Here is a 23,596-nt window from a genome sequence, read left to right on the forward strand (position 1 = left end):
TCCTTTATTGACGTTGGGTCGACAACTGGGCGGCTTTATTGGCATCATACCACCAGCTATCAAAACCGACTGACCAGGTTGGACGTATCTCCGGCATGGAAAACTTATTCCACCAAGCGTAACGATCGCTTGCGTTATACCACATTGGGATCATGTAGTAATCCCACAGCAACACCCTGTCAAGCGAGCGTCCCAGCGGAAGCAACGCAGCTTTATCTCCCTGATGTTGGTTGATCTGATCCACCAGATTGTCGATAACCGGATTAGAAACATGCGGGAGGTTATAGCTCGAATTAATATAGGGTGTTGCCCAGTAAATTTGCAGACCACTGTCTGGAAAAGGCATGGCCGGATAGGGTGACATCAGCATATCGAAATCACTTTTGCGCATCCGGGCAAGATACTGTGAGCTGTCAACCTGACGAATAGTTAACTGAATGCCGATCCTTGCCAGATTATGCTGGAACGGCAATATCCACTGATCGTTGCCGCCACTGCGGGTAAGCAGTTCGAAACGGAAGGGGATGCCATTTTTTATATTAACCAGACGCTGATTTTTTATCTGCCAGCCGGCCTGCTGCAATAAATCCAGTGCTTTGAGCAAGTTATTGCGATCGTATCCGCTGCCGTCAGTATGTGAGGGTTGATAGATTTTTGAAAAAACGTCATCCGGTATCTTGCCTTTGAAGGGAGTCAGAATTTCCAGCTCTTTTGCATCTGGATAATGGCGGGCAGCATAGTCAGTGTTCTGGAAATAGCTGCTGGTGCGGTTATAGGCTCCGTAAAATAAGGCTTTGTTCATCCACTCGAAATCAAAAACCAGCGAAATGGCCTCACGAACTCTTCTGTCGCTGAACAGCGGTTTAGGGACGTTAAATGCCAGCCAGTTAGTCACAGTGGCTATCTTATTCGGCTGCTCACTCTTGATAATTTGCTGTTTTTTAAAATTTTTCCCCTGATACTGTGTGACCCATTTTTTTGCAGAGCCTTCAGCACGAAAATCAAATGCGCCCGCTTTAAACGCTTCAAAGGCCACATTATCATCAAGATAATAGTCATAACGGATGGTATCGAAATTGTGCAGTCCCTTATTCACCGGCAGGTCTGCAGCCCAGTAATCCTTAACTCTGGAATAGGTAACAGACTGACCTGGTTTATAGCGGGTGATTTGGTAGGGGCCGCTGGCAAGAGGCGGTACGGCAAGGGGTTCACTCAGTTTGTGATCCTTCCAGAATTTCTCAGGAAAGACAGGTAGACTGAGCAATGAAAGCATTTTATTGCGGTCGCGGCCCGGCAGCTCAAAACGTACCGTCAGTCTGGAGATAGCTCTTGCGGTTACGCCTTTAAAAACCACCCGGAATTGTGGCACACCCTCTGTCATAAATTTGTTAAAAGTGAACGCGGCGTCTTCAGCAGTCATTGGCGTACCGTCCTGAAAACGTGCTTGCGGTTTTAGCGTTATTTCCACCCAGCGGAAACTATCAGGATAACGTGCAACTTCAGCAATTAACGGATAATAACTCCCTGCCTCATCGTCAGGCGAGACAAATAACGTGTCATAAAGAGTGTCGGAGCCCACGGCAGGATTGCCGCGCAAGGCGAAACGATTGAAGTTATCGTAGGTGCCAATAGCAGAGAGGACAACATTTCCGCCTTTGGGCGCTGACGGGTTCACATACTCATAATGAGTGAAATCAGTGGCATACCTGGGCTCGCCTAGCTGGGCAAAAGCATAACTTTCATTGATTTTTTCAGCCAGTGCTGAATATGAGGCAAAAATGAAAATTATCAGGGCACACCAGCGAAAAATCATTATGTTATTCAACTCCGAAAGCGAAACCTCATGCCGCACCTGAAGGCAGCATCATGTCTGAAAGGCGGCATCCGCACAGGATAAGATCCTATCAGCAGTCGTATGGCAGTGACAATGTGTAAAATCAATTGTTTGTGTCTGCTGCTTTCATTGACTGAGAAATAACTTAGCGCCTGTCTCAACAGAACTTTATTCCAGACAATAAGACCACAGGAAAAACGCAAAAGGCCCCCGTCATTCTCAGACGTCTTTTCCCGTCGGGTCAGGACCTGGCGAAACCGGTTCATCCGGCTGTGCGTCCTCCCGACGACCCGGTGACTGGCCCTGAAGTTCGTGGTTTACTGGCATCTCATTCCTCTTTACGGGGCGGGATATAAGGCTCGTCACGACGGCTCAACCGGTCTGTTTTGCCCGGGCGCTTCGTCGCCTTTGTCCGGGCAGAGTACGGTTTTTTGCCCCGGGGCCCCGTCTGAAGAGCACCGGGTGTGTCCGCCACCAGTTTGATGTCATGCCTGTTTGCTGCTGCGACCCGTGACAGAGGAAGCCCCCCGGCATCTGTCATCAGTGCGCTTTACGCCCTGTTTCCCTCAGTCCGTGGGGTTGCGTCCTGTTTTTTGTCCCTGACAGCGGTGATGTTGTCATACCGCCATCCATGAGCAGTCCGTGCCGTCCGGGTGTTCACAGGCCAGTGATCCGTTCTGCCAGAAACGCCCGAAGACACCTGCGTCTCTCCGTTCCCGGAAGCGCCGGGGCGCAGAAGCTGATGAATCTATCCCTGTGGCATTGAGTGCATTCCACTGACAGGCTGTGCTGGGGACGAAGAAAATGGCGTTCATTGCGACCCGATTATCAACACGTTTTCGGCGCGTACCCGGAAGATGGCGGGTTTTGTGTTACGGGATAAGCGGAGCGATTTTGTCCCGGAGTTCATCGCTGATTTGCCCTTTACCGCCTGCCATGCTTTGCCCTCAGATATGACCGGGATGCATTATACGATGATGCCTTTTAGGACAGCGTCTTAGGCTGGCCCTGCTGCATATATTCGAGTAATTGTGAAATGGTGCAGGGCGGCTGAAAAAATATCCCTGGAGATGGGAAACACCGCGGCGAATTAACCACGAGGATTGTTCGCTGGTTTCCACCCCTCTGCCACCGTAAACACCCCCAGCTTACCTGCCAGACTAAGAATTGCCTCCAGGACAGGTGAGTTCAGGATACTGTTTCTGACATGCTCGATAAATCCGCGATCGACTTTAAGATATTCAAAACTGAATTTATCAAGGCAAATCAGTGCACTATGTCCTATTCTAAAATCATCCACGGCAATGCAGATGCCCTGATTATGAATCCAGTTAAATACCTTTTGTGTACTGTTTTCATAGAGAGCGGTTCGCTCGGTAATTTCAAAGGGATAGTTGAAGTGATTCTGCGGTATTGCTTCAAACCAGGCAGAAACATCATCATAAAAACAATTATCAGCAAGATGATTCGGAGGAATATTCAGGCTCAGTCCCGTGTCTTGTGGTAGGGCAACACGAAGTGTACTGCTGTCACGGGATACCAGTTCAAACAGATGGCGGGTAAGGGGAGCAATCGTATCTGTTATTTCTGCATAGCTGATGAATCTGTCGGGCGAAATAGTACCGATTTCATGATGAGTCCAGCGTAGCAGTGTTTCGATGCACGAAATTTTGCCGTTAATGGTTGCGATAACTGGCTGGAACACAAAGTAAAAACCTCTGCATTGAATGCCCTGGAGAATTTCCCTGTCTGGCTGCATTCGCCGTGATACCAGTGTAAAAAAAGCCAAACCGATGAGTAAGGCAGCAGCAAGACTGCACAACACCAAAATCGTTAAATCGCCAGCCATAATCGGTTTGCCATAAAGCAGCAATACGAGCGGTAAACCAGAAATCGTAAAAGTCCCGACCAATGGACTGTCTGCCAATGAAAGCGAATTTTCAGCTGAGGGGAGGCTATCGCTTAACACGCCGGCTGGATTAGTAGAGACTATTTTTGCCGATTCTGGGTCGTGACGCAGACTTGCTGATCACGTATGCTTTGCGCTTTGGATGTAACATATGGCTAAAGTTGATGTCGTCTGCCCTCAGTGCAATGAAACTCATGCTGTACGATGTAACGGACATTCAGCATCCGGTGCCCAACGTTACATCTGCAAGCATTGTTCAAAGACCTTTCAGCTCAACTTTAGCTACTCCGGTGCCAAACCAGACACACACCAGACCATTGTTAATATGGCCATGAATGGTTACGGATGTCGCGATACCGCACGGGTTCTCGGTATCAGCCTCAATACGGTTCTGCGGCACGTAAAAAAATTTCGCCAAAGCAGGTAGCTGAGAATATCGACCCCGAAACGGAGGTTGTTATCTGCTGTGAAGCCAGTGAACAATGGTCTTACGTGCGGTGTAGAAGCAATCCCCGGTGGTTGTTCATGGTTAGGAAACTGAATCATCGTTTTAAAAATTTCCTGACCATGAGCAGCAGTGTCTGTAATGCAGTAATGATGTGCCATCGGGAACGTTATGGTCATAAAATGGCATTTGCGGCGCGTTTTTAACCTGAAAGCTGTTTTTCAGACGCACTTATCCCGCAGTCTGTGCCAGAAGCCATCGTTTCCGGTCGATGTTATGCAGTCTTTCTGCCACCAACTCCGACGCGTGCCTCCCGGCCTGCGCACTGCTGAAGCGCAGTCGGTTGCCGCACAGAATGCATTTGTACGGATCCGTGCGCAGAAATTCTTTCATCAGCGCGGCGAAGCCGGGCTTCTCCGGTTTTTTCCGCGCTTCCATCTCCAGGGCTTCATACACCTTCGGCAGCAGGCTACCCCGTTTACGGTTTGATAAAAAACCGTAATAACGCACCATCTTAAAATGCTTCGCCGGGATATGGCTGATATAACGTCCGATCATATCTTCCTGCGTCAGCGTCTGCTGCCGGTACTGCTGCGTACGGTGGTCGTAATAGTGGTGCACCACCGCGCCGCCGCTGTAGTGCCTCAGCTTCGCCGCCGACACGGGGGGCCGTTTCAGGTACCGGCCCAGATATTTGACGCTCCGCCAGGCCCCCCGGGTCTTCTTCGCGAAGTGGACCTTCCAGCGGCGCCCGTACTGCGCCTGCAGATAGCGCAGCCACTGTTTTTTGTCGTGGATATGCCCCAGCCCCGGCAGCCTGCCGGGGTTAATCAGGTCATAGCTGTGGCGCAGCAGCCGGATGACGGCTCCGCGCCAGATTTCCTCCACGGCATGCTTTTTAAAGAAGAGGTCGCGCCATACGCCGTGTTTAATATCAAGCCCGCCGCGGGTGACGGAGAGATGAATGTGGGGATGCTGGTTGAGCTGGCGACCGTAGGTGTGCAGGGCGCAGAAGATACCGACTTCCACACCCTGTTTTCTGGCCCAGCGGAGCATGGCGCGGGTGGCTGCGCGGAACAGGGCATTGAGCAGAGGCCAGTTATTGTTGAAAAAGGGCCACAGCAGATGGGGCATGGTGAAGGTGATATGCTGCCAGTCGCAGTCGGGCAGAATTTGCTGTTGCTCTGTAATCCACTGCTCCGTGGCCTTATGTCCGCAGGAGCTGCAGCCTTTTGATTTACAGGTCTGGCAGAAGAAGCGGGTGTGGGTGCAGTCCGGGGAGGCGCAGCAGTATCGCTTCACCCCCATGGCAGCAGTGCCGCAGGCGAGCATGCGCTCGACGCAGAGTACGGTCCAGGGGCTGAGGGTGTCCCCGTGTTTATCCATATACCGGTTCCAGGCGTCATCAGTGGTGAACAGCAGTTTTGCCGGGCGCGGGATATACATGCGGCGGATTATCGCTCTGCAGTGGCACCGGTATTATAGTGCCAGTCGTCACAGTCATCGGCCCAGTTGTCGGTGTGTTTATCCCAGGGAGCGAAGGTCACCGGCAGCATGCCGGATTCTGTGGCGATAATAAACACATCGGCTGGCATGGACTCAAGGACGACATCGCCGTCGGGTGAGTCAGGCGGCTCAAAGCCGCGGATGATGCAGACGAGAGGCGGGTCGAAGTGTGTATCGAGGAAAAACTGTGGCCCCAGGTGGACACAGTGACGAATGGCATCCTGCGGAGTGTCGTAAAAAACTCGTCGGGGTCGTCATAATCGCTCCGGGGCGGAATGGACACCAGAAAACGCTTAGGATATCCGGGTATAGCGCGTCGGGACGAGGGCGTGGGTTTACGCTTTCTGGGGGCTTTGCTACGGGCCATGTGAATGATTTCCTGAGAAATTAACATACCGCAGAGTATAAAGCTGTGAGCCGGTCATGAACACCCTCGGAACGGCAGAGCCGTGACGCTCGCCCTGTAAGGGCGCTATGTTCTATGCTTATGACCGTATCCGCAAACATGCTCTGGCCCATGTCTTCGGCCCGAGAAATGCCCCGACCCTGCAACGATTGCTGGCCCTGTTAAGCAAATTTAACATTGCCTTTTATATGACAGATGCCTGGCCGGTTTATAAAGTTCTGTTAAGTGCAACAGGCCACGTGGTGAGCAAGAAATATACCCAACGGACAGAACGGCATAATCTTAATCTTCGCACACATATCAAACGACTGACCCGCAGAACAATTTGCTTTTCGAAGTCAGAGGAAATGCACGATAAGATCATCGGTTGGTATCTTACTCTTCATCATTATCAATAAATCTGCGTCACGACCTATTTTTTACGACTTGCTATAGGTTTTTGTTACTTTATTATGGGCATCAGTTATAAACTCGAACCGATACTTTTCACCGCTTAGTACATAAATCAACTCATAATTCGTACTATTTTTAAGAATCAAAGGCATGCAGGTATCAGGATATTTTTTCGCGATATTATCTTCTGTTAAAATAGGTACCGCATAACTATTTTCAGATGAACTTAAAGAATAATATTCCAGAATATCGCTGGGGGCCGATGCTATACAAACCCGGTTTTCATTTACGGTTGCGCTGCCCTTCTTATGAAATGAAAGTCTGTCGCCAGTGCACCCCGTTAGTGCAAAAAAGAAAATACATAACAGCCAATGTTTAATCATTGAGGAAAACCTCTTAAAACTCCTTGGTATTTCGCAACCAAACCTTTCACAGGTTGAGACGAATCATAATCTTTATAATTTATCATTCTTTTGTTCTTTACGAAGCCTAATTTCATTAGCAACCAATAATCGGACACTATTGAAGCCTGCTGCTCCATTGAATAACCAGATAAACTTTTCTTATCAAGGCGATATGTGTAATTCGCAGCCCATGAAACCAAACCACGCATTCTGACGTTCATGCCACGCTGATATTGCCAGACGTGCATCATTTCATGCATAAACAGATGCTGGTAATCAACTGAAGCTATAGAGTAATCATCACGATAAACGTTGGTTTCAAACCATATCTCACCATTCGGTGTCATCGCGGTATTGTTTTCCTGCATACCAAATGGCAGATAGCTACCGTGATGAACCCATACCCGATTGTACTGGATGCTGTGACGGTATAGCTCAGTTGCCAGGCGAATTTCACCCGAAGTTAATAATCGCAAACCACCTCTTTTAAGCATAGGGACTCCTTCCCACATAACCTCTATTCATTTCAGGTTAACCCTATAACATAAGGCAATTTTATCCCGGCATGAACACCACCTCCTGTGGAGGTGGTCAGCAATAAGCTGGCTCTGCCAGTCATGCTACTCATGGGAAAATCCGAATCTGTTATCCCCATAACTGCCAGGGATTTAACCATGAGCAGATTCCAGAAAGCATCTCATGTGCCCTGATGTTGTCAATATCATATCGTATGGACACCCAGGTACCGGTTTCGCATCCTCAGGAACAATGTTGGTAAAGAGGTCTGTAAGCCGATAAGGATCTCAGGTGAGCAGCCCGGGATAGAAGTAGTGGAGCTGAATGTCCAGACAGACCATGTCCCTTTGCGGGTAAAAGTGCCTCCATGGCTTTCGATTTCCCATGTAACAGGCGACTTAAAGGGTAAAACAGCCCTTCGATTGTTCAGTAAATTTCCCTGCCTGCGTAAGAACAAGCAGTGGGGGAATGATTTTTGGGCAAGAGGTTATTGTGTCGATACCGTAGGTATAAACGAAGAAATGATAATAAAGTACGTGAAGTATCAGGAAAAACATGAAGTTGAATAGAGCCAGCTTCCACTGAAAGCAGTGTGAAGGGAAGGCTCTCTGAGTCTGGACTTAGTGCGCCCCTGTGGGGCGAAATCAATGGCACCTGCTATGCAGGTGGTTTTTTACGTCCAAGATATTATGGCTTGATCTCGAGACTTTCAGCGAAGTGCCCATAAAAAACGGAACTCATGCTTACGCCGAAAACGTGGAGGTTATGCTGTTTGCCTGGGCTATCGATACCGCGCCGGTACATGTATGGGACGTGACCAGCGGAAAGCCCATGCCAGCAAATTTAAAGATGGCGTTAACCAATCCTGATGTATTGATCTACGCCCACAACAGCCATTTCGACCGCACGGTGTTAAATCACGCCATGCCGGGTGTCGCAGCCGGTGGTGTTGAGCGCTGGCGGGATACAATGGTCAGAGCGCTGGCGCACGGCCTACCGGGTTCGCTGGGCGATTTATGCGACATTCTTAGCGTTTCGCAGGATAAAGCCAAGGATAAGGCCGGTAAGCAACTGATCCAGCTATTCTGTAAGCCTCGCCCAAAAAACAGCGCCATCCGCCGCGCTACCGCCAAAACGCACCCTGTCGAGTGGCAGCGATTCGTTGAATACGCCGGGCTGGATATCGATGCCATGCGCGAGATCGACAAAAAGTTACCCACCTGGAATTACTCAGGTCAGGAACTGGCGCTCTGGCACCGTGATCAGCGCATTAATGATCGCGGCGTATTCATGGACGTGCAGCTTGCAGAGGCAGCGGTTACGGCTGTTGAGATGGAACAGAAGGTTCTGGCCAAACGAACACGGGAACTCACGGACAACGAGGTGCAGGCAGCAACACAGCGTGACGCCATGCTGAAACACATAGCAGAAGCTTTCGGTATCGAACTTCCCGATATGCAGGCCAGTACCTTGCAGCGCCGGGTTAACGATCCCGACCTGCCGTTTGAACTTCGCGAGCTACTCGCTATCCGCCTACAGGCCAGTTCCACCAGCACCAGCAAATACAAAACCCTGATGAAAGGCGTCAGCCGCGACGGACGCCTGCGCGGAACTCTGCAATTTTGTGGCGCATCGCGTACCGGGCGCTGGGCCGGGCGGCTGTTTCAACCCCAAAATTTACCTAGGCCAACGTTAAAACAAGACGAGATTGATTTTGGTATTGAAGCACTGAAAGCCGGGTGCGCCGACCTGCTTTACGATGATGTGATGCAGTTGACCAGTTCAGCGTTGCGCGGCTGCATCATGGCCCCTGCGGGTAAAAAACTGGTGGTATCTGACCTTAGCAACATCGAGGGGCGCGTACTGGCGTGGCTGGCCGGGGAGAAGTGGAAGCTACAGGCGTTTCGTGATTATGACACCATCATCGGTACCGATGAAAAAGGTGAAGCGATCCGCGCTGGCCATGACCTGTACAAACTGGCCTATGCAAAATCTTTCGGCGTCCACCCGGATGAAGTGGACAAAGATCAGCGTCAGGTCGGCAAAGTGCAGGAACTGGCGCTGGGCTATGAAGGGGGCGTCGGCGCATTTCTGACGTTCTCTCTGGCGTACAACATCGACCTCGAAGAAATGGCCTCTGCCGCTATCGACAACATCCCGCGTAACATACTGGATGAAGCCGTTCGTGCATATGAATGGGCGGTAAAACAGAAGCGAACCTACGGACTGCCAAAACGCGCTTATGTTGTTTGCGACTCTTTTAAACGCCTCTGGCGTGAAGCCCACGCGGCAACATTCAGCTTCTGGAAGGAGATCGACCAGGCCACCCGCCGTGCCATTGCTACCCCCGGCATAACCATTTCCTGCCGCAAACTAAAACTTCGCCGTGATGGAAGCTGGCTTCGTATCCAACTTCCGTCTGGCCGGGCGGTCTGTTACCCCGGCGCACGTATCGACGACAGCGGCAAGATCAGCTATATGGGCATCAACACCTACAGCCGGAAATGGCAACGCCTGCAAACCTACGGCGGCAAACTGGCGGAGAACGTAACCCAGGCGACCGCCCGTGATGTGATGGCAGCGAACATGCCCGGTGTGGAGGATAACGGCTACGACATCATACTGACTGTGCATGACGAAGTGCTGACGGAAGCCCCCGACACCACCGATTACTCCCACGAACACCTGAGCACCCTGCTCGCAACTAACCCCGCATGGGCTTTAGATCTGCCGCTATCCGCTGGCGGATTCGAAGCCCGCCATTACAGAAAGGAATAATCATTATGACAATTACAGCAGAAAACGTGATTTACGGGTTAGGCTTGCTCGTTCAAGAAGGGGATGCTGGCAGTTATCACGTAAATGTAGATGAGGCCCGCGTATTACTGGCACACATCGACGCCCAAGCAGAGAAGTTGGACGCCGCTATGAAACAGTGCCAAGAATTGGCGAAACAGTCTGGAAAGTTAGGAGCAAGGGCTGCAATAGCCGAGCGGGAACTAATCCAACGCGATGCGTCAGCGGGTGAGCCAGCTGGGTATAAATATTTTGTTCATCACCCTGAGGTGGGTGGCTGGCACATGGATGCGTATCCGATGCATGAGAAAACATTGGACGATGCTGTTAACGCTGGACGCATATCACAATACCATCCTGTTTACGCCATACCTCAATTCACCCCATCAATTGCTGCGACGGATGTTCTGAGCGAGAAATTCATAGATTGGGTATGCCTGACTTGTGTTGAAGTACGTAACGCCTTTGGCGATTACGAGGCTCAGGAAGGTATCAATGAAATTCGCCAATCACTGGAAGACAAAGCCAAAACTCTACGTCTCAATAACGGGAGTAAGCCGTTTATTGTGAAAATCCCCAAAGTCAGCAAATTTGCAGACGGATTGAATGCTGGAGTCTTGTGGATAAAGGCAATCCGGGCCGCTGGCGGCGAGGTGGCAGAATGAAATACCTGTATATGGTGATGGATGGCCGCGCGCAATTCGACATTGACCGGGCCGCGATACTGGAGTGTTGCGGTAATAAAAAACCATCCTGGAAATCACTGCGTAAAGATTGGGGTGAACAGGGAGCCGTGCTCGTCCGGTGCCGCCAGTCTCAAATCAACGGCGAAAATGTTTACACCGATGAGGAAGTCGTCGGCGTTATCAACTGATCGAGGCCAACCCTTATGTCTTTTAGAAATTATGACAGCCCCTTGTATTACCGGGCTGCGCGTGAGGCTGCGCAAATCGAGCGCGAGGGCGATTACCGCCGCGCTGCAAAGGTATGGACAAAAGCCAGTCGCTTATCACGTAACGGAATTAATCAGCAGTGGAGCGAAAATCGCTCCGACTTCTGCCTGATGCAGGTCGGGCGGGAAAAACTAAAAGAGGCGGTTGCCGATGGCCTACACCCGTGAATCCACTATCGAAAAACACCTGGTAACTGAAGTGAAAAAGGCTGGCGGCATCGCCTACAAGTTTTTATCTCCCGGTCGCCGTGCAGTGCCGGATCGGTTGGTTCTGCTACCTGGTGGCCGGGCAGTCTTCGTTGAGTGCAAAGCCCCCGGCGAGAAACCACGGCCCGAGCAGTTGCGCGAACATGAACGGCTTAGGGCGCTGGGCTTTACCGTAATAGTGCTGGATAGCAAGAATCTGGAGGGAATATTGTGCGAAAAGTCCAACGTCGCAGTAAATTCCGGCTAATTGGCGGCCCGTATGATGGAGCCATCGTAATGCTCTTTACCGCTGGAACGCTTGAGTTTACAGCAAAAGGACAAACGGGTAGGTATACAGGGCAAAGCGAACAGCTTTATTGGGAGGAAAAACGTGCAAAATAGCTTACCTCCTAAAAATTTCACCCCCCGCCCATACCAAAACCTTATTATCGACCACTCCCTTAACCTACCCCGCACCAATATCTGGGCTGGCATGGGTATGGGTAAAACGGTTGCCACACTGACCACTCTGGAAGATCTCTTTATGTGCGGTGCCGAAACGCAACCGGTGTTGGTTCTCGCCCCCCTGCGTGTAGCACGATCAACGTGGCCGGATGAAGTCGATAAATGGAATCACCTACGCAACATTGAGATGCAGCCAATTGTCGGCACAGTCAAAGAACGGCTGGCGGCGCTGCAAAACACCAATGTCAGCGTGTATACGACCAACTACGATAATCTGGTCTGGCTGGTTGAAACGCTGGGTGATCGCTGGCCTTTCGGTACTGTAGTGGCAGATGAGAGCACCCGGCTAAAATCGTTCCGGTTACGGCAAGGCGGCAAACGTGCAGCGGCGCTGGCGAAAGTGGCACATAAGCACGTACACCGCTGGATGAACCTCACCGGCACCCCCGCACCAAATGGCCTGATCGACCTGTGGGGCCAGGCATGGTTTGTTGATCAGGGCCAGCGCTTAGGGCGCACCTTTGGCGCATTCACTTCTCGCTGGTTTAACAACATTCAGTTTCCCGGTCAGCAGTGGTCAAAGCTGGAACCGCGCCCCTTTGCGCTGGAACAAATGCAGGCGGCGCTACGTGATGTGACTATCTCGCTGGACGCCGCCGACTGGTTTGATATTGAGGAACCGATCCACAACGTGATCCGGGTGCAGATGCCAGCAAAGGCACGGCAACAATATCAGGAAATGGAAAAGCAGATGTTTCTGGAACTGGACGGCACCGACATCGAAGCGCAGAACGCCGCCGCTAAAACGGTAAGGTGCCTGCAAATCGCCAGCGGCGCTGTCTATACCGACGACAAGGGTACATGGTCAGAGATCCACGACGCAAAATTACAGGCGCTGGAAAGTGTGATCGCCGAATCTGGCGGTATGCCGGGGCTGGTTGCCTACCACTTTAAAAGCGACTTAGCCCGTTTACTGAAAGCATTTCCGAAGGGTAAACAGCTTGATTCCGATCCGCAGACGCTGCGCGACTGGAACGCCGGAAAAATACCTGTCCTTTTTGCTCACCCAGCCAGCGCGGGCCACGGCCTGAACTTACAGGACGGTGGCAACATCCTGGCGTTTTTCTCCCACTGGTGGGATCTGGAACAGTATCAGCAAATTATTGAACGTATAGGGCCAATGCGCCAGATACAGGCAGGGCATAACCGTCCGGTCTGGATACATCACATTATCGCCGCCGATACCGTAGACGAACTGGTAATGCAGCGGCGCGATTCAAAACGTGAAGTGCAGGACATCCTGCTCGAAGCCATGAAGAAGCGAGGTTTGAAATGAATACTATGTTTTTGCTGATGGCGGAGTTTGAAACCTCAACAATCCCGTTGGCCGACATATCTGAACGTTATCTTGGAATGAAACCCGCAACAGCGGATAAAAAGGCTGGATGTGGCGATCTGCCACTACCCACTTTCCGCATAGGTGATAGCCAAAAATCCCCTCGCATGGTTCACGTCAGCGATCTGGCAGAGTTCATTGATAAAAAGAGGAAAGAGGCAAAAGAAGAACTTAGAAGAATGCAGTAATACCTCCCGATCAGCACCCCACAAAAACATAACTTATTGATTTTTATTTGCAGTAAATCCCATTCAATACAGGGCGTATTAGCTGGTTTGCCCCCCGGCATGCCGGGAATAGCCGCTGAAATTGACGGTGTGGTACAACATGCACCACATTCAGCACGACATTACATTTTTATCCACTGTACACTTTGCCGGGACAATAGCAGCGCCCTGATAAGATTATCATCTCACCTGTCATCATTTTTCTTTTCTTACGATAATCTGCCGCAAGCGGTTCGGGCAATCCTTGCCTGGATCCTTCAGCCGGAGTAAGTTGACGCAATCATTTTCTATCGCCTGTTTATTGAGACTTTTATTATGCCAAGAGCTAACGAAATAAAAAAAGGAATGGCGGTGAGCCATAATGGTAAGCTACTGTTAGTAAAAGATATTGATGTGCAAAGCCCCAGCGCTCGTGGCGCGTCAACCCTGTATAAGATGCGTTTCACCGATATCCGTTCCGGTCTGAAAGTGGAGGAACGCTTCAAGGGTGACGATATTCTGGAAGCCATTTCACTCAGCCGACGTCAGGTGACTTTTTCTTACATTGATGGTGATGAATATGTCTTCATGGATGACGAAGATTACACACCCTATGTTTTTAAAAAAGAACAAATCGAAGAGGAACTGCTGTTTATTCCCGAAGACGGTATCCCCGGTATTCAGGTGCTGACCATGGATGGGCAAATTCTCGCCCTTGAGCTGCCTCAGACACTGGATATGGAAATTGTTGAAACTACTCCGGTTATTAAAGGGGCTTCAGCCAGTGCCCGGACAAAACCTGCCACGATGAGCACGGGTCTGGTGATTCAGGTGCCTGAGTATCTCAGTAGCGGCGATAAAATCCGTATCCACATCCCTGAACGCCGCTATATGGGACGCGCTGAATAACTGTAGTAAAAAAACCGACCATCAATAATGCATGGTTGTTTTGTTATACTATGACAAATCCATTGTTACACTCAGTTATAGCTAACAGTCAGCACGCCTTGCTTGTGGGTGCTGTCTAACCAGCGTATCTGCGTTTGTCCAATATTGGCAGGGATTGCCTGCTCATCTTCAACGGCAGAACGCGTCATCTGATAATGGCCTTCGCGATAGCAGGATGAACTCAGCTGGTTTTGCTCAAGTGTAACGTCGCACATTGGCTCAACAATGGTTCCGACAAATTGTACCACGCCGATATTGCTTCCTGCCGCCAGAGCATAGTTTGACAATGATGTGAAGATAACCGCAGTTATCGCAAGTTTTATAACCTTCATAGCAACCTCATTACTTTATTATCCACTTATTAACTTAGCCGCAACTTCACCTTTTCGCTCTGTTGGTAAATTTTTAAATGGATCTAAATTCATTTTTTCCCGTTAACGGACCTATGTACATGGAGTAAAAGTGGCCACGGTGGAGGTTTCCAGGGAAGTGAAGAGACCAGCAAACTGCTGCACTTACTGGCCAGCAAACCCGTTAACAAGAATGGGCAGAGCGAGGGAATAAGTTTGGTGAAACAAGTGTTAATAGCGGCTTGCTGGCGGAACGCGGAGCAAAATTAATTGCGTTCCTGCGAAAAGGCCTCTGCTGACAGTTTTCCTGGCGATCACGGCATGATGGTGATGATTTTTGCCAGTTTTATGTGCGTTATTTTGGCCGCGGTACTTTTCTAATGGCTGTGGCAATGACGCTGATATTTTCCGCGCCCCGTATAATGATCGGTGCGCACTGGTTTACGGATGTAGCAGCAGGTTCACTTGCAATTGTGTTGGTGGGAATGAGCTGGTGGTGAATTACGCCCTCCTGCGATTATTTGGTGAACGCACCATATCGCTATTCACGTTATGTTCACTTTGCCGGGATAATATTTCATAAAATATTTATTAATACCCCTTGACTTTAAAAAACAACAAAAAAGATGTTTTTTTTGATATTTTTGGTCGTGACGCAGACTTGCTGATCACGTATGCTTTGCGCTTTGGATGTAACATATGGCTAAAGTTGATGTCGTCTGCCCTCAGTGCAATGAAACTCATGCTGTACGATGTAACGGACATTCAGCATCCGGTGCCCAACGTTACATCTGCAAGCATTGTTCAAAGACCTTTCAGCTCAACTTTAGCTACTCCGGTGTCAAACCAGACACACACCAGACCATTGTTAATATGGCCATGAATGGTTACGGATGTCGCGATACCGCACGGGTCCTCGGTATCAGCCTCAATACGGTTCTGCGGCACTTTAAAAAATTTCGCCAAAGCAGGTAGCTGAGAATATCGACCCCGAAACGGAGGTTGTTATCTGCTGTGAAGCCGGTGAACAATGGTCTTACGTGCGGTGTAAAAGCAATCCCCGGTGGTTGTTCTATGCTTATGACCGTATCCGCAAACGTGCTCTGGCCCACGTCTTCGGCCCGAGAAATGCCCCGACCCTGCGACGATTGCTGGCCCTGTTAAGCAAATTTAACATTGCCTTTTATATGACAGATGCGTGGCCGGTTTATAAAGTTCTGTTAAGTGCAACAGGCCACGTGGTGAGCAAGAAATATACCCAACGGACAGAACGACATAATCTTAATCTTCGCACACATATCAAACGACTGACCCGCAGAACAATTTGCTTTTCGAAGTCAGAGGAAATGCACGATAAGATCATCGGTTGGTATCTTACTCTTCATCATTATCAATAAATTTGCGTCACGACCATATTTTTCACTTCATAATTCACAAAAAAAACAGCCTTTCAGGCTGTTTTGCGTTTATTTGTTAAGGTTTTTCTTTGATTTGCCGATAGTGCAGGCATCTCATGATCATTATTTTTTATATTATTAAAACCTATAAAAAGACGTAAAAACCCCTCGCCATGCTGCCTGTAATCGGGTAGTCTACGTTCAACTAGGTAAATAGCATTGCTATATTTCTGAAATTTACATTTAAAACCGCTTTCTTAAACAGGTTTTAATTATTCAGGAATTGTCTTACTTTCCTGTGATAGCTCGTTTTCGTTTCGCAATTTAGCTAGCGACTTTGTCGTTAAGGACTCCAAGGGATCACATTCACAATGGTCAAGTCTCAACCGATTCTGAGATATATATGGCGGACTATACCCGCAGTTGCCCTGGTAACGCTGCTTTCAGCCTGTACTTCAACAAATACCAGCAACAATGCACAAACTGATACCCATGCAGTTAAAGACAAAAACGGTTTTTTACTGCAAGCGTCTCAGGATGAATTTGAACAGCTGGTTCAGAATGTGGATATCAAATCCCGTCTGATGGAGCAGTACTCTGACTGGAAAGGCGTTCGTTATCGCTTGGGCGGAACCAACAAGCGCGGCATTGATTGCTCTGCATTTGTGCAAACCACTTTCCGTGAACAGTTCGGTCTGGATCTGCCTCGCTCAACCTATGAGCAGGAAGACACCGGGAAAAGTATTCAGCGCGCCAAGTTGCGGCCAGGCGATTTAGTGTTATTCCGTGCAGGTTCTACAGGACGTCACGTTGGGATTTATCTGGGAAATGACAACTTTGTTCATGCCTCAACCACTAACGGCGTAATGATTTCCAATCTGAATGAAGCCTACTGGAAAAACCGTTATCGTGATGCGCGCAGGGTGCTAAACCGCTCCCAAAGCTGAATTTCTGGCCCCATAGTTTGTGAAACGAGTAAAAAGCCACCTGCATAGCAGGTGGCTTTGACACTGTCCCCTATGTAGGGGCTAAAAGAGGCTTCTTGATATAGGCTACTACTGAACTTCTTTCCAGACACCATCAGCTTTCACAAGCTTAACAGGCTTTGTCTGTTTCATATTGCTAATGGAGGCATCGACAATACAGTTATAAACATTGTTTGCTTCTTCTGTGCAACTAACTTTTTTCGGTCGTGACGCAGACTTGCTGATCACGTATGCTTTGCGCTTTGGATGTAACATATGGCTAAAGTTGATGTCGTCTGCCCTCAGTGCAATGAAACTCATGCTGTACGATGTAACGGACATTCAGCATCCGGCGCCCAACGTTACATCTGCAAGCATTGTTCAAAGACCTTTCTGCTCAACTTTAGCTACTCCGGTGCCAAACCAGACACACCAGACCATTGTTAATATGGCCATGAATGGTTACGGATGTCGCGATACCGCACGGGTTCTCGGTATCAGCCTCAATACGGTTCTGCGGCACGTAAAAAAATTTCGCCAAAGCAGGTAGCTGAGAATATCGACCCCGAAACGGAGGTTGTTATCTGCTGTGAAGCCGGTGAACAATGGTCTTACGTGCGGTGTAAAAGCAATCCCCGGTGGTTGTTCTATGCTTATGACCGTATCCGCAAACGTGCTCTGGCCCATGTCTTCGGCCCGAGAAATGCCCCGACCCTGCGACGATTGCTGGCCCTGTTAAGCAAATTTAACATTGCCTTTTATATGACAGATGCGTGGCCGGTTTATAAAGTTCTGTTAAGTGCAACAGGCCACGTGGTGAGCAAGAAATATACCCAACGGACAGAACGACATAATCTTAATCTTCGCACACATATCAAACGACTGACCCGCAGAACAATTTGCTTTTCGAAGTCAGAGGAAATGCACGATAAGATCATCGGTTGGTATCTTACTCTTCATCATTATCAATAAATCTGCGTCACGACCCAAATTTCTTACGTAAATACAATCTTGTAAAAATTACTAATGCAAACAAAGTAATGATAGCTACCCCAGACCATTACAAGGGGATGAACTCCGCGCAAGCGCGGCTGCGAGCCAAAGAACTGACGCAAACAGCAGCTTTGACCGGGCAATACCAGTTACTGTCCCAACACCTTAATCAGTTGACTGTAATCATCTCAGGTGATCAGTAAGGGAGGGCATAACAGCAGCGCTTGCCAGAATAATGCCAACTCAGGCAACCGTCGCCGTCTGAGCGATGACTTCTATGTTGACTAAAAGGAAACAACTTAATGATCGTACTAACAGCAGCACAGATTCAGGAACTCTCAGCGTTCGCAACTCAGGATGGCCAACAATCTTACACGATTACCACAGGTCTTATCCCGGCGTTCGAGGCCGATGATGGGGTTGAGGTGACCGAGTACCACGGTTTGATTGCGTACTCCGATAGCGAAAAGCACGGCGTGCTGCAGCTGGGGTAAAGTCCAGCTGCATTGCAGTTATCATGTCAGAAATCCATAACCACCATGGCAGAGCTGCAAAGCGTCAGCTCTGTATTGAGATGGTAGCTGGACGATGAAGGCATCAGACTAAAACATATCCACAAATGATAAAAATTATCATCTAAATCAGGGGAGAGGGGGGATCAAATCCTCAACCCCTTTCGAACACCAGGACTGCCGCTCCCGGTCGATTTTTACGCGCGGGAAATAAAAACTTTTTTTGGTCGTTTTTTTGTTGGTAATTAGCGTAACAAATCATCGTATTAAAACAGGAACCCTGTGAATGAGTACCGGTTTAAGAACTCCCGGAGGGGGCCGAAAGCCCAACAATACCGGGGCAATGGTCAGCTCTGTAACGCGTGCTGTTGCCCCACCAAAGGAACTGCTCGGTGATATGGACATTGATGCCTGGAAACGGACTATCCGCGTCATGATTGATGCTGGCACGTTTGAAATGCAGGACTGCTATCTGCTGATGGAATACTGCAACACCATTCAGCTGCTGTATGACGCCAATCAGGAAATAAAAAATGACGGGATTGGTGACGAAACAGCAGCAGGTGGCCAGAAGATGGGGGCGGCGGTAAAGGCGCTGGAAAAATATCTCTCTCAGCTGATACGCCTCAGCGTCGTATTGCGACTGGACTGCAACAGCAGGAACAGGGTGGCCAGCCCCGGTAAAAATGGTGCTGAGAAAGGCAACGAATTCGATGAATTTTGATTACCAAAACAGGCTACGGCCAGCCGGAAATTGCCCTTTCCAATAAAATGTAGTAACGTACCTACACCTCGCTACACCTCGATAGTAAAGGGGGTATTATGACCGTAACGACATTAACCAGCCGGGAATTGAATCAGGATATTGGTCGTGCTAAAAAGGCCGCTAAATCGGGGCCTGTTTTCATCACGTCGCGTGGGAAACCGGTGCATGTGCTACTGACGTTTGAAGAATATAAGGCGCTGACAAAACAGCGGCGAAACATTGCTGATTCGCTGGCAATGCCTGGCATTGCAGATATCGATTTTGAGGCACCGCGGGCGAATATCGGTATCCGGGCGGCTGAGTTCTGATGATGTATGTTATTGACACCAACGTTGTTTCAGAACTGAGGAAAATCCAGTCAGGTAAGGCCGATTCAAACGTTGCAGAGTGGGCATCACAGGTCGATGCATCGGACCTGTTCGTGTCGGCCATCACAATCATGGAACTGGAGATGGGCATTCTGGCCATGAAACGGAAGGATGCCTCTCAGGGGACGATGCTGCGTACATGGATGGATAATCACGTTCTACCAGAGTTTTCCGGCAGAACCATCGCTGTTGATACTCCGGTAGCCCTGCGCTGTGCGCGGCTGCATATTCCGGACCGGCAATCAGAGCGCGACGCGCTGATTGCTGCAACAGCGTTGGTGCACGGGATGACAGTGGTTACACGAAATGTTGCCGATTTTCAGGCCAGCGGCGTTGAAATACTGAATCCATGGGAATTTCATGAGAGCAGCTGACATCAGCATGATTAAAATCTTAATTGGGATCGTGGTCCCAGGGTAAGGAAAAATGGCGGCATACCCGAGCGTCAACATGGCGAATGAGTATGCCCGTCAGGTTCTGAGCGGGAAAATCATCGCCTGCAGTTACATCAAAAAGGTTTGCCAGCGCCATTTTGACGATCTGAAAAAATCTCTCGATAAAGAGTATCCATACACCTTCAACCGTGATTTGGCTGAACGCGCCTGCCGGTTCGTTCAGTTGTTGCCCCATTCCAGTGGGGATTTGAAAGGGCAGAAACTGGTGCTGGAATTGTGGCAGGCATTTGTTTTCTTTTCGATTTTTGGCTGGGTGACGAAAAAGAATAAAAAACGGCGCTTTCGCGAGGCTTATATCCGGGTAGCGAGAAAAAATGGCAAAAGTTTTTTCGCTGCCGGTATCGGTACCTATATGTTCTGTGCCGATGGTGAAAACAGCGCAGAAATTTACTGCGGCGCAACAAAGATGCCGCAGGCAAAGAAAGTGTTTAACCCAGCCCAACATATGGCAAAAATGTTGCCAGGGCTACGCAGCAAATTTGGCGTTTCCGTATGGGCCGAAAAAATGACCCGTCCCGATGGCTCGGTTTTTGCCCCTGTCGTGGGGAATCCGGGCGATGGTGACAGTCCGTCCTGTGCGATTATTGACGAGTACCATGAGCACCCCACTGATCGCCTGTATGCAGCAATGACCACGGGCATGGGCGCTCGTAGCCAGCCGTTAACACTGATTATCACAACGGCGGGCGTGGATCTGGAGTCTCCCTGTTTCGATAAGGACAAAGAAGCAAAAGAGGTGCTGGACGCTGTAATACCAAACGATCGCCTGTTTGCCATGATTTACGAGCTGGATGATGGTGATGACTGGCAGGATCCCGTGAACCTCATCAAGGCCAATCCAAATCTCAATGTCTCGATTTTTTACGATGATCTTGTCGAAATATTGCAGATAGCAAAAACTGTGCCGCGCCGTACCAATGACATCAAAACAGGTCGTGACGCAGACTTGCTGATCACGTATGCTTTGCGCTTTGGATGTAACATATGGCTAAAGTTGATGTCGTCTGCCCTCAGTGCAATGAAACTCATGCTGTACGATGTAACGGACATTCAGCATCCGGTGCCCAACGTTACATCTGCAAGCATTGTTCAAAGACCTTTCAGCTCAACTTTAGCTACTCCGGTGCCAAACCAGACACACACCAGACCATTGTTAATATGGCCATGAATGGTTACGGATGTCGCGATACCGCACGGGTTCTCGGTATCAGCCTCAATACGGTTCTGCGGCACTTAAAAAAATTTCCCCAAAGCAGGTAGCTGAGAATATCGACCCCGAAACGGAGGTTGTTATCTGCTGTGAAGCCGGTGAACAATGGTCTTACGTGCGGTGTAAAAGCAATCCCCGGTGGTTGTTCTATGCTTATGACCGTATCCGCAAACGTGCTCTGGCCCACGTCTTCGGCCCGAGAAATGCCCCGACCCTGCGACGATTGCTGGCCCTGTTAAGCAAATTTAACCTTGCCTTTTATATGACAGATGCCTGGCCGGTTTATAAAGTTCTGTTAAGTGCAACAAGCCACGTGGTGAGCAAGAAATATACCCAACGGACAGAACGGCATAATCTTAATCTTCGCACACATATCAAACGACTGACCCGCAGAACAATTTGCTTTTCGAAGTCAGAGGAAATGCACGATAAGATCATCGGTTGGTATCTTACTCTTCATCATTATCAATAAATCTGCGTCACGACCGGAATTATCAATGAGGCATAATCATGATTAAAGTTATGACAAGAGAAGAACTGGAAATTATGCCAGACTTGGATCGGATGATAACCGAAGGGGATTGTCGCTGGATGACCTCTATTGGTGCAAGTACAAGGTACTACATGATTAAAATGGGGCGATTTCCACCTCGCTATGAATATGGTCCCAAAACAAAACTGTACAGATTATCAGAAGTGCAGGCATGGGTAAGGGATAAAGACAAAACCACGCCTACGGCGCACTGGCGCAACGCCTTAAAGGTTTTGTGGTTGGTGCCGGGGTTACCTACGAGGAACTGAGCGAAAGCGGCCTGTTGATGACCGATAAGGCCGTACAGAAGAAAAACCGTATAGAGCTGGTGTCCGATCTGATTGGTAGTGACGGGGTTCAGGCCGTTTTAACTGATGCAGGACGTATCCACCGGGTATTCCCCGCACCAAAACCGGAAAAAAAAGAAGCGGGTAACTGACGCGTCCACATCGTCACTTGCTCAGATGGGGCCAAGCCAGCGTGGAGAGGTGTTGCTTGAACATTATGATCGCCTGTTGGCGTTACACAGCGATTCTGACACCGTTCACCATTACAGCGGCGTTATCTGGAAGCCAGTAAGTGATAAAGACCTTGCAAGGGAGATGCCGAATATATTCCGGGAATCCGGCGTTCCTTACTCTATGACGGCGATGAAGAACACCGTGGATACAATGAAACTGAGCCTGCCAGTAATGGGCGTGACGGCCCGTAACCTGATTGGCTTCAGCAATGGTGTTTTTGATACCCGGCAAGGCACATTCCGGCCACATGACCGAGAAGACTGGTTACTGGTTGCCAGCGAGGTGGAGTTTGGGTCTCAGCAGGACGGCGAAACGCCGGAGAGCAATGCCCCGGCGTTCTGGAAGTGGCTGACCTGGGCAACCGGAGGCAACAGCCGTAAAGCGGAGCGTGTTCTGGCCGCGCTGTATATGATTATGGCTAACCGCTATGCCGGAGACGGTGCGGGAATTAAAGCCATTACGGGCGGTGACAAAGTGGCAATAGACCCGAAACACAAGCCGCCATACTCAACCCGCATTCCTGCTGTCATACTGGCCGTAAATAACAATGCCATGACGTTCAGTGACCGTAGCGGCGGCATATCCCGGCGCAGGGTTATCTTCAATTTCTCGCAGGTTGTACCGGAGAATGAGCGTGATCCGCTGCTGTCGGAAAAAATTGAGGCGTAGCTTCCAGTTATCATCCGGCACCTGCTGACGCGCTTTGCTGACCAGAATGAGGCCCAAAGTCTTCTGTTTGAGCAGCAGAAATCAGAGGAGGCAATTAGCCATTAAGCGTGAAGGCGATTCGCTGGTGGATTTCTGTGGTTACCTGCTGGCCTCAGTACAGTGTGACGGCATGTTTGTTGGCAATGCAGATATTATTCCCTTCAGCCCGCGTCGGTATCTGTATCACGCCTATATGCAATACATGCGCTCAAACGGACTGAACAAGCCCGTATCGCTAACCAGGTTTGGTACGGATATGCCGGGTGCAATGTCTGAGTACGGCAAAGTGTATGACAGGAGGAAGACAAAGCAGGGTATGAGGTCAAACCTTTCGCTGACGCCTGAGACTGATGAATGGATGCCGCAGTGCAATGAACCCGACAGCAAAACGTAAAAGATAATGGAAAAGTGTTCACCATGTCAGAAAGTGATTAAAGAACATAAATACGGAGGGTGA

Annotated in this window: 24 protein-coding genes and 9 pseudogenes; 23 read left to right on the forward strand and 10 right to left on the reverse strand. The window is 49.4% G+C overall.

Translation table 11 applies throughout. From position 1 onward, the window contains the following. Positions 1 to 4: 4 nt before the first annotated feature. The 3 genes and pseudogenes from LU633_RS07545 to LU633_RS07555 form a co-directional block, all read right to left on the reverse strand. Complete coding sequence (locus LU633_RS07545; RefSeq protein ID WP_016192977.1) at positions 5 to 1,813, reverse strand: extracellular solute-binding protein; 1,809 nt, start codon at positions 1,811 to 1,813, stop codon at positions 5 to 7. 176 nt (positions 1,814 to 1,989) lie between these two features. Continuing rightward, positions 1,990 to 2,772 (reverse strand): annotated as a pseudogene (locus tag LU633_RS07550) (IS5 family transposase); the annotation flags it as partial. Between the two features lie 152 nt (positions 2,773 to 2,924). After that, a complete protein-coding gene (locus tag LU633_RS07555) occupies positions 2,925 to 3,539 on the reverse strand; it encodes an EAL domain-containing protein (protein ID WP_161797005.1) in 615 nt (204 codons plus the stop codon). 355 nt (positions 3,540 to 3,894) lie between these two features. Between LU633_RS07555 and LU633_RS07560 the strand changes: the two are divergent. Then, a pseudogene (locus LU633_RS07560) lies at positions 3,895 to 4,313 on the forward strand (IS1 family transposase); the annotation flags it as partial. A gap of 106 nt (positions 4,314 to 4,419) precedes the next feature. Here the strand turns inward: LU633_RS07560 and LU633_RS07565 are convergent. Together LU633_RS07565 and LU633_RS07570 are read right to left on the reverse strand one after the other, a co-directional pair. Further along, positions 4,420 to 5,634 (reverse strand): IS91 family transposase, encoded by a 1,215-nt coding sequence (locus LU633_RS07565; protein ID WP_046371879.1) that lies wholly within the window; start codon positions 5,632 to 5,634, stop codon positions 4,420 to 4,422. An 8-nt stretch (positions 5,635 to 5,642) separates the two neighbouring features. Then, complete coding sequence (locus tag LU633_RS07570; protein ID WP_161796965.1) at positions 5,643 to 5,783, reverse strand: hypothetical protein; 141 nt, start codon at positions 5,781 to 5,783, stop codon at positions 5,643 to 5,645. Between the two features lie 385 nt (positions 5,784 to 6,168). Here LU633_RS07570 and LU633_RS07575 point away from each other — a divergent pair. Beyond that, a pseudogene (locus LU633_RS07575) lies at positions 6,169 to 6,498 on the forward strand (IS1 family transposase); the annotation flags it as partial. Between the two features lie 21 nt (positions 6,499 to 6,519). Here LU633_RS07575 and LU633_RS07580 read toward each other — a convergent pair. Together LU633_RS07580 and LU633_RS07585 are read right to left on the reverse strand one after the other, a co-directional pair. After that, positions 6,520 to 6,876, reverse strand: a complete 357-nt coding sequence (locus LU633_RS07580; protein ID WP_016192973.1) for a putative T6SS immunity periplasmic lipoprotein — start codon at positions 6,874 to 6,876, stop codon at positions 6,520 to 6,522. Beyond that, positions 6,873 to 7,391 (reverse strand): hypothetical protein, encoded by a 519-nt coding sequence (locus LU633_RS07585; protein ID WP_016192972.1) that lies wholly within the window; start codon positions 7,389 to 7,391, stop codon positions 6,873 to 6,875. Before LU633_RS07585 ends, LU633_RS07580 begins: the two co-directional genes overlap by 4 nt. Positions 7,392 to 7,622: 231 nt before the next feature. On the opposite strand from LU633_RS07585, the gene tnpA reads away from it, so the two are divergent. From tnpA to LU633_RS07625, 8 genes are all read left to right on the forward strand, one after another. Further along, on the forward strand, positions 7,623 to 7,982 hold the full coding sequence (gene tnpA / locus LU633_RS07590) for an IS200/IS605 family transposase (RefSeq protein ID WP_233482026.1): 360 nt from the start codon (positions 7,623 to 7,625) through the stop codon (positions 7,980 to 7,982). 196 nt (positions 7,983 to 8,178) lie between these two features. After that, the gene (locus tag LU633_RS07595; RefSeq protein ID WP_233482027.1) at positions 8,179 to 10,191 is read left to right on the forward strand and encodes a DNA polymerase family A protein; all 2,013 of its coding nucleotides are present in this window, start codon (positions 8,179 to 8,181) and stop codon (positions 10,189 to 10,191) included. A 5-nt stretch (positions 10,192 to 10,196) separates the two neighbouring features. Continuing rightward, positions 10,197 to 10,874: a hypothetical protein gene (locus tag LU633_RS07600; protein WP_016192970.1), complete on the forward strand. Its 678-nt coding sequence runs from the start codon at positions 10,197 to 10,199 to the stop codon at positions 10,872 to 10,874. Continuing rightward, positions 10,871 to 11,083: a hypothetical protein gene (locus LU633_RS07605; protein WP_016192969.1), complete on the forward strand. Its 213-nt coding sequence runs from the start codon at positions 10,871 to 10,873 to the stop codon at positions 11,081 to 11,083. Before LU633_RS07600 ends, LU633_RS07605 begins: the two co-directional genes overlap by 4 nt. Before the next feature lie 15 nt (positions 11,084 to 11,098). Then, a complete protein-coding gene (locus LU633_RS07610) occupies positions 11,099 to 11,329 on the forward strand; it encodes an ANR family transcriptional regulator (RefSeq protein ID WP_016192968.1) in 231 nt (76 codons plus the stop codon). Continuing rightward, the gene (locus LU633_RS07615) at positions 11,313 to 11,615 is read left to right on the forward strand and encodes a PDDEXK family nuclease (protein WP_016192967.1); all 303 of its coding nucleotides are present in this window, start codon (positions 11,313 to 11,315) and stop codon (positions 11,613 to 11,615) included. Before LU633_RS07610 ends, LU633_RS07615 begins: the two co-directional genes overlap by 17 nt. A 225-nt stretch (positions 11,616 to 11,840) precedes the next feature. Beyond that, complete coding sequence (locus tag LU633_RS07620; protein ID WP_232426935.1) at positions 11,841 to 13,148, forward strand: DEAD/DEAH box helicase; 1,308 nt, start codon at positions 11,841 to 11,843, stop codon at positions 13,146 to 13,148. Then, entirely contained in the window at positions 13,145 to 13,396 is a 252-nt protein-coding gene (locus LU633_RS07625; RefSeq protein ID WP_016192965.1) for a pyocin activator PrtN family protein, read from the forward strand. The genes LU633_RS07620 and LU633_RS07625 overlap by 4 nt, the downstream gene beginning before the upstream one ends. Positions 13,397 to 13,452: 56 nt before the next feature. On the opposite strand, the pseudogene LU633_RS26140 reads toward LU633_RS07625, so the two are convergent. After that, positions 13,453 to 13,518: pseudogene (locus LU633_RS26140) on the reverse strand (YkgJ family cysteine cluster protein); the annotation flags it as partial. Between the two features lie 232 nt (positions 13,519 to 13,750). On the opposite strand from LU633_RS26140, the gene yeiP reads away from it, so the two are divergent. Then, entirely contained in the window at positions 13,751 to 14,323 is a 573-nt protein-coding gene (gene yeiP / locus LU633_RS07635) for an elongation factor P-like protein YeiP (protein ID WP_016192964.1), read from the forward strand. 71 nt (positions 14,324 to 14,394) lie between these two features. Here the strand turns inward: yeiP and LU633_RS07640 are convergent, their stop codons facing one another. Then, complete coding sequence (locus LU633_RS07640; protein ID WP_016192963.1) at positions 14,395 to 14,694, reverse strand: fimbrial protein; 300 nt, start codon at positions 14,692 to 14,694, stop codon at positions 14,395 to 14,397. 306 nt (positions 14,695 to 15,000) lie between these two features. Here LU633_RS07640 and LU633_RS07645 point away from each other — a divergent pair. The 3 genes and pseudogenes from LU633_RS07645 to mepS all read left to right on the forward strand — a co-directional run. After that, positions 15,001 to 15,206 (forward strand): annotated as a pseudogene (locus tag LU633_RS07645) (phosphatase PAP2 family protein); the annotation flags it as partial. Between the two features lie 205 nt (positions 15,207 to 15,411). Beyond that, positions 15,412 to 16,109 (forward strand): IS1 family transposase gene (locus LU633_RS07650; RefSeq protein ID WP_233482003.1). Its coding sequence is split into 2 segments (ribosomal slippage): positions 15,412 to 15,673 and positions 15,673 to 16,109, totalling 699 coding nucleotides; the frame shifts between segments, so codons are not numbered across the junction. 371 nt (positions 16,110 to 16,480) lie between these two features. Then, a complete protein-coding gene (gene mepS / locus LU633_RS07655) occupies positions 16,481 to 17,056 on the forward strand; it encodes a bifunctional murein DD-endopeptidase/murein LD-carboxypeptidase (protein ID WP_016192961.1) in 576 nt (191 codons plus the stop codon). A 108-nt stretch (positions 17,057 to 17,164) separates the two neighbouring features. Here the strand turns inward: mepS and LU633_RS07660 are convergent. After that, positions 17,165 to 17,296, reverse strand: a pseudogene (locus LU633_RS07660) (cell wall-binding protein); the annotation flags it as partial. Between the two features lie 54 nt (positions 17,297 to 17,350). Between LU633_RS07660 and LU633_RS07665 the strand changes: the two are divergent. The 9 genes and pseudogenes from LU633_RS07665 (at position 17,351) to LU633_RS07705 (ending at position 23,533) form a co-directional block, all read left to right on the forward strand. Continuing rightward, positions 17,351 to 18,046 (forward strand): annotated as a pseudogene (locus LU633_RS07665) (IS1 family transposase). A 323-nt stretch (positions 18,047 to 18,369) separates the two neighbouring features. Then, positions 18,370 to 18,561 carry a hypothetical protein gene (locus LU633_RS07670; protein WP_016192958.1) on the forward strand — a complete coding sequence of 64 codons (192 nt, stop codon included), beginning with the start codon at positions 18,370 to 18,372 and terminating at the stop codon, positions 18,559 to 18,561. Between the two features lie 304 nt (positions 18,562 to 18,865). Next, on the forward strand, positions 18,866 to 19,303 hold the full coding sequence (locus tag LU633_RS07675) for a P27 family phage terminase small subunit (protein WP_016192957.1): 438 nt from the start codon (positions 18,866 to 18,868) through the stop codon (positions 19,301 to 19,303). A 98-nt stretch (positions 19,304 to 19,401) separates the two neighbouring features. After that, positions 19,402 to 19,653, forward strand: coding sequence for a type II toxin-antitoxin system Phd/YefM family antitoxin (locus LU633_RS07680; RefSeq protein WP_016192956.1), 252 nt, complete (start codon positions 19,402 to 19,404; stop codon positions 19,651 to 19,653). A 2-nt stretch (positions 19,654 to 19,655) separates the two neighbouring features. After that, positions 19,656 to 20,087 carry a type II toxin-antitoxin system VapC family toxin gene (locus tag LU633_RS07685; protein WP_040465898.1) on the forward strand — a complete coding sequence of 144 codons (432 nt, stop codon included), beginning with the start codon at positions 19,656 to 19,658 and terminating at the stop codon, positions 20,085 to 20,087. A 52-nt stretch (positions 20,088 to 20,139) separates the two neighbouring features. After that, positions 20,140 to 21,105 (forward strand): annotated as a pseudogene (locus tag LU633_RS07690) (terminase large subunit); the annotation flags it as partial. Positions 21,106 to 21,152: 47 nt separating this feature from the next. Beyond that, positions 21,153 to 21,850, forward strand: a protein-coding gene (locus tag LU633_RS07695; protein WP_233482004.1) for an IS1 family transposase whose coding sequence is annotated in 2 segments (ribosomal slippage) — positions 21,153 to 21,414 and positions 21,414 to 21,850 — 699 coding nt in all. Because the reading frame shifts where the segments join, the coding sequence is not laid out codon by codon here. 38 nt (positions 21,851 to 21,888) lie between these two features. Beyond that, positions 21,889 to 22,179, forward strand: a complete 291-nt coding sequence (locus LU633_RS07700) for a helix-turn-helix transcriptional regulator (RefSeq protein WP_040465897.1) — start codon at positions 21,889 to 21,891, stop codon at positions 22,177 to 22,179. Positions 22,180 to 22,284: 105 nt separating this feature from the next. Next, positions 22,285 to 23,533, forward strand: a pseudogene (locus LU633_RS07705) (DNA primase family protein). Positions 23,534 to 23,596: the final 63 nt, after the last annotated feature.

Source organism: Erwinia tracheiphila (genome assembly GCF_021365465.1).
Classification (GTDB): domain Bacteria; phylum Pseudomonadota; class Gammaproteobacteria; order Enterobacterales; family Enterobacteriaceae; genus Erwinia; species Erwinia tracheiphila.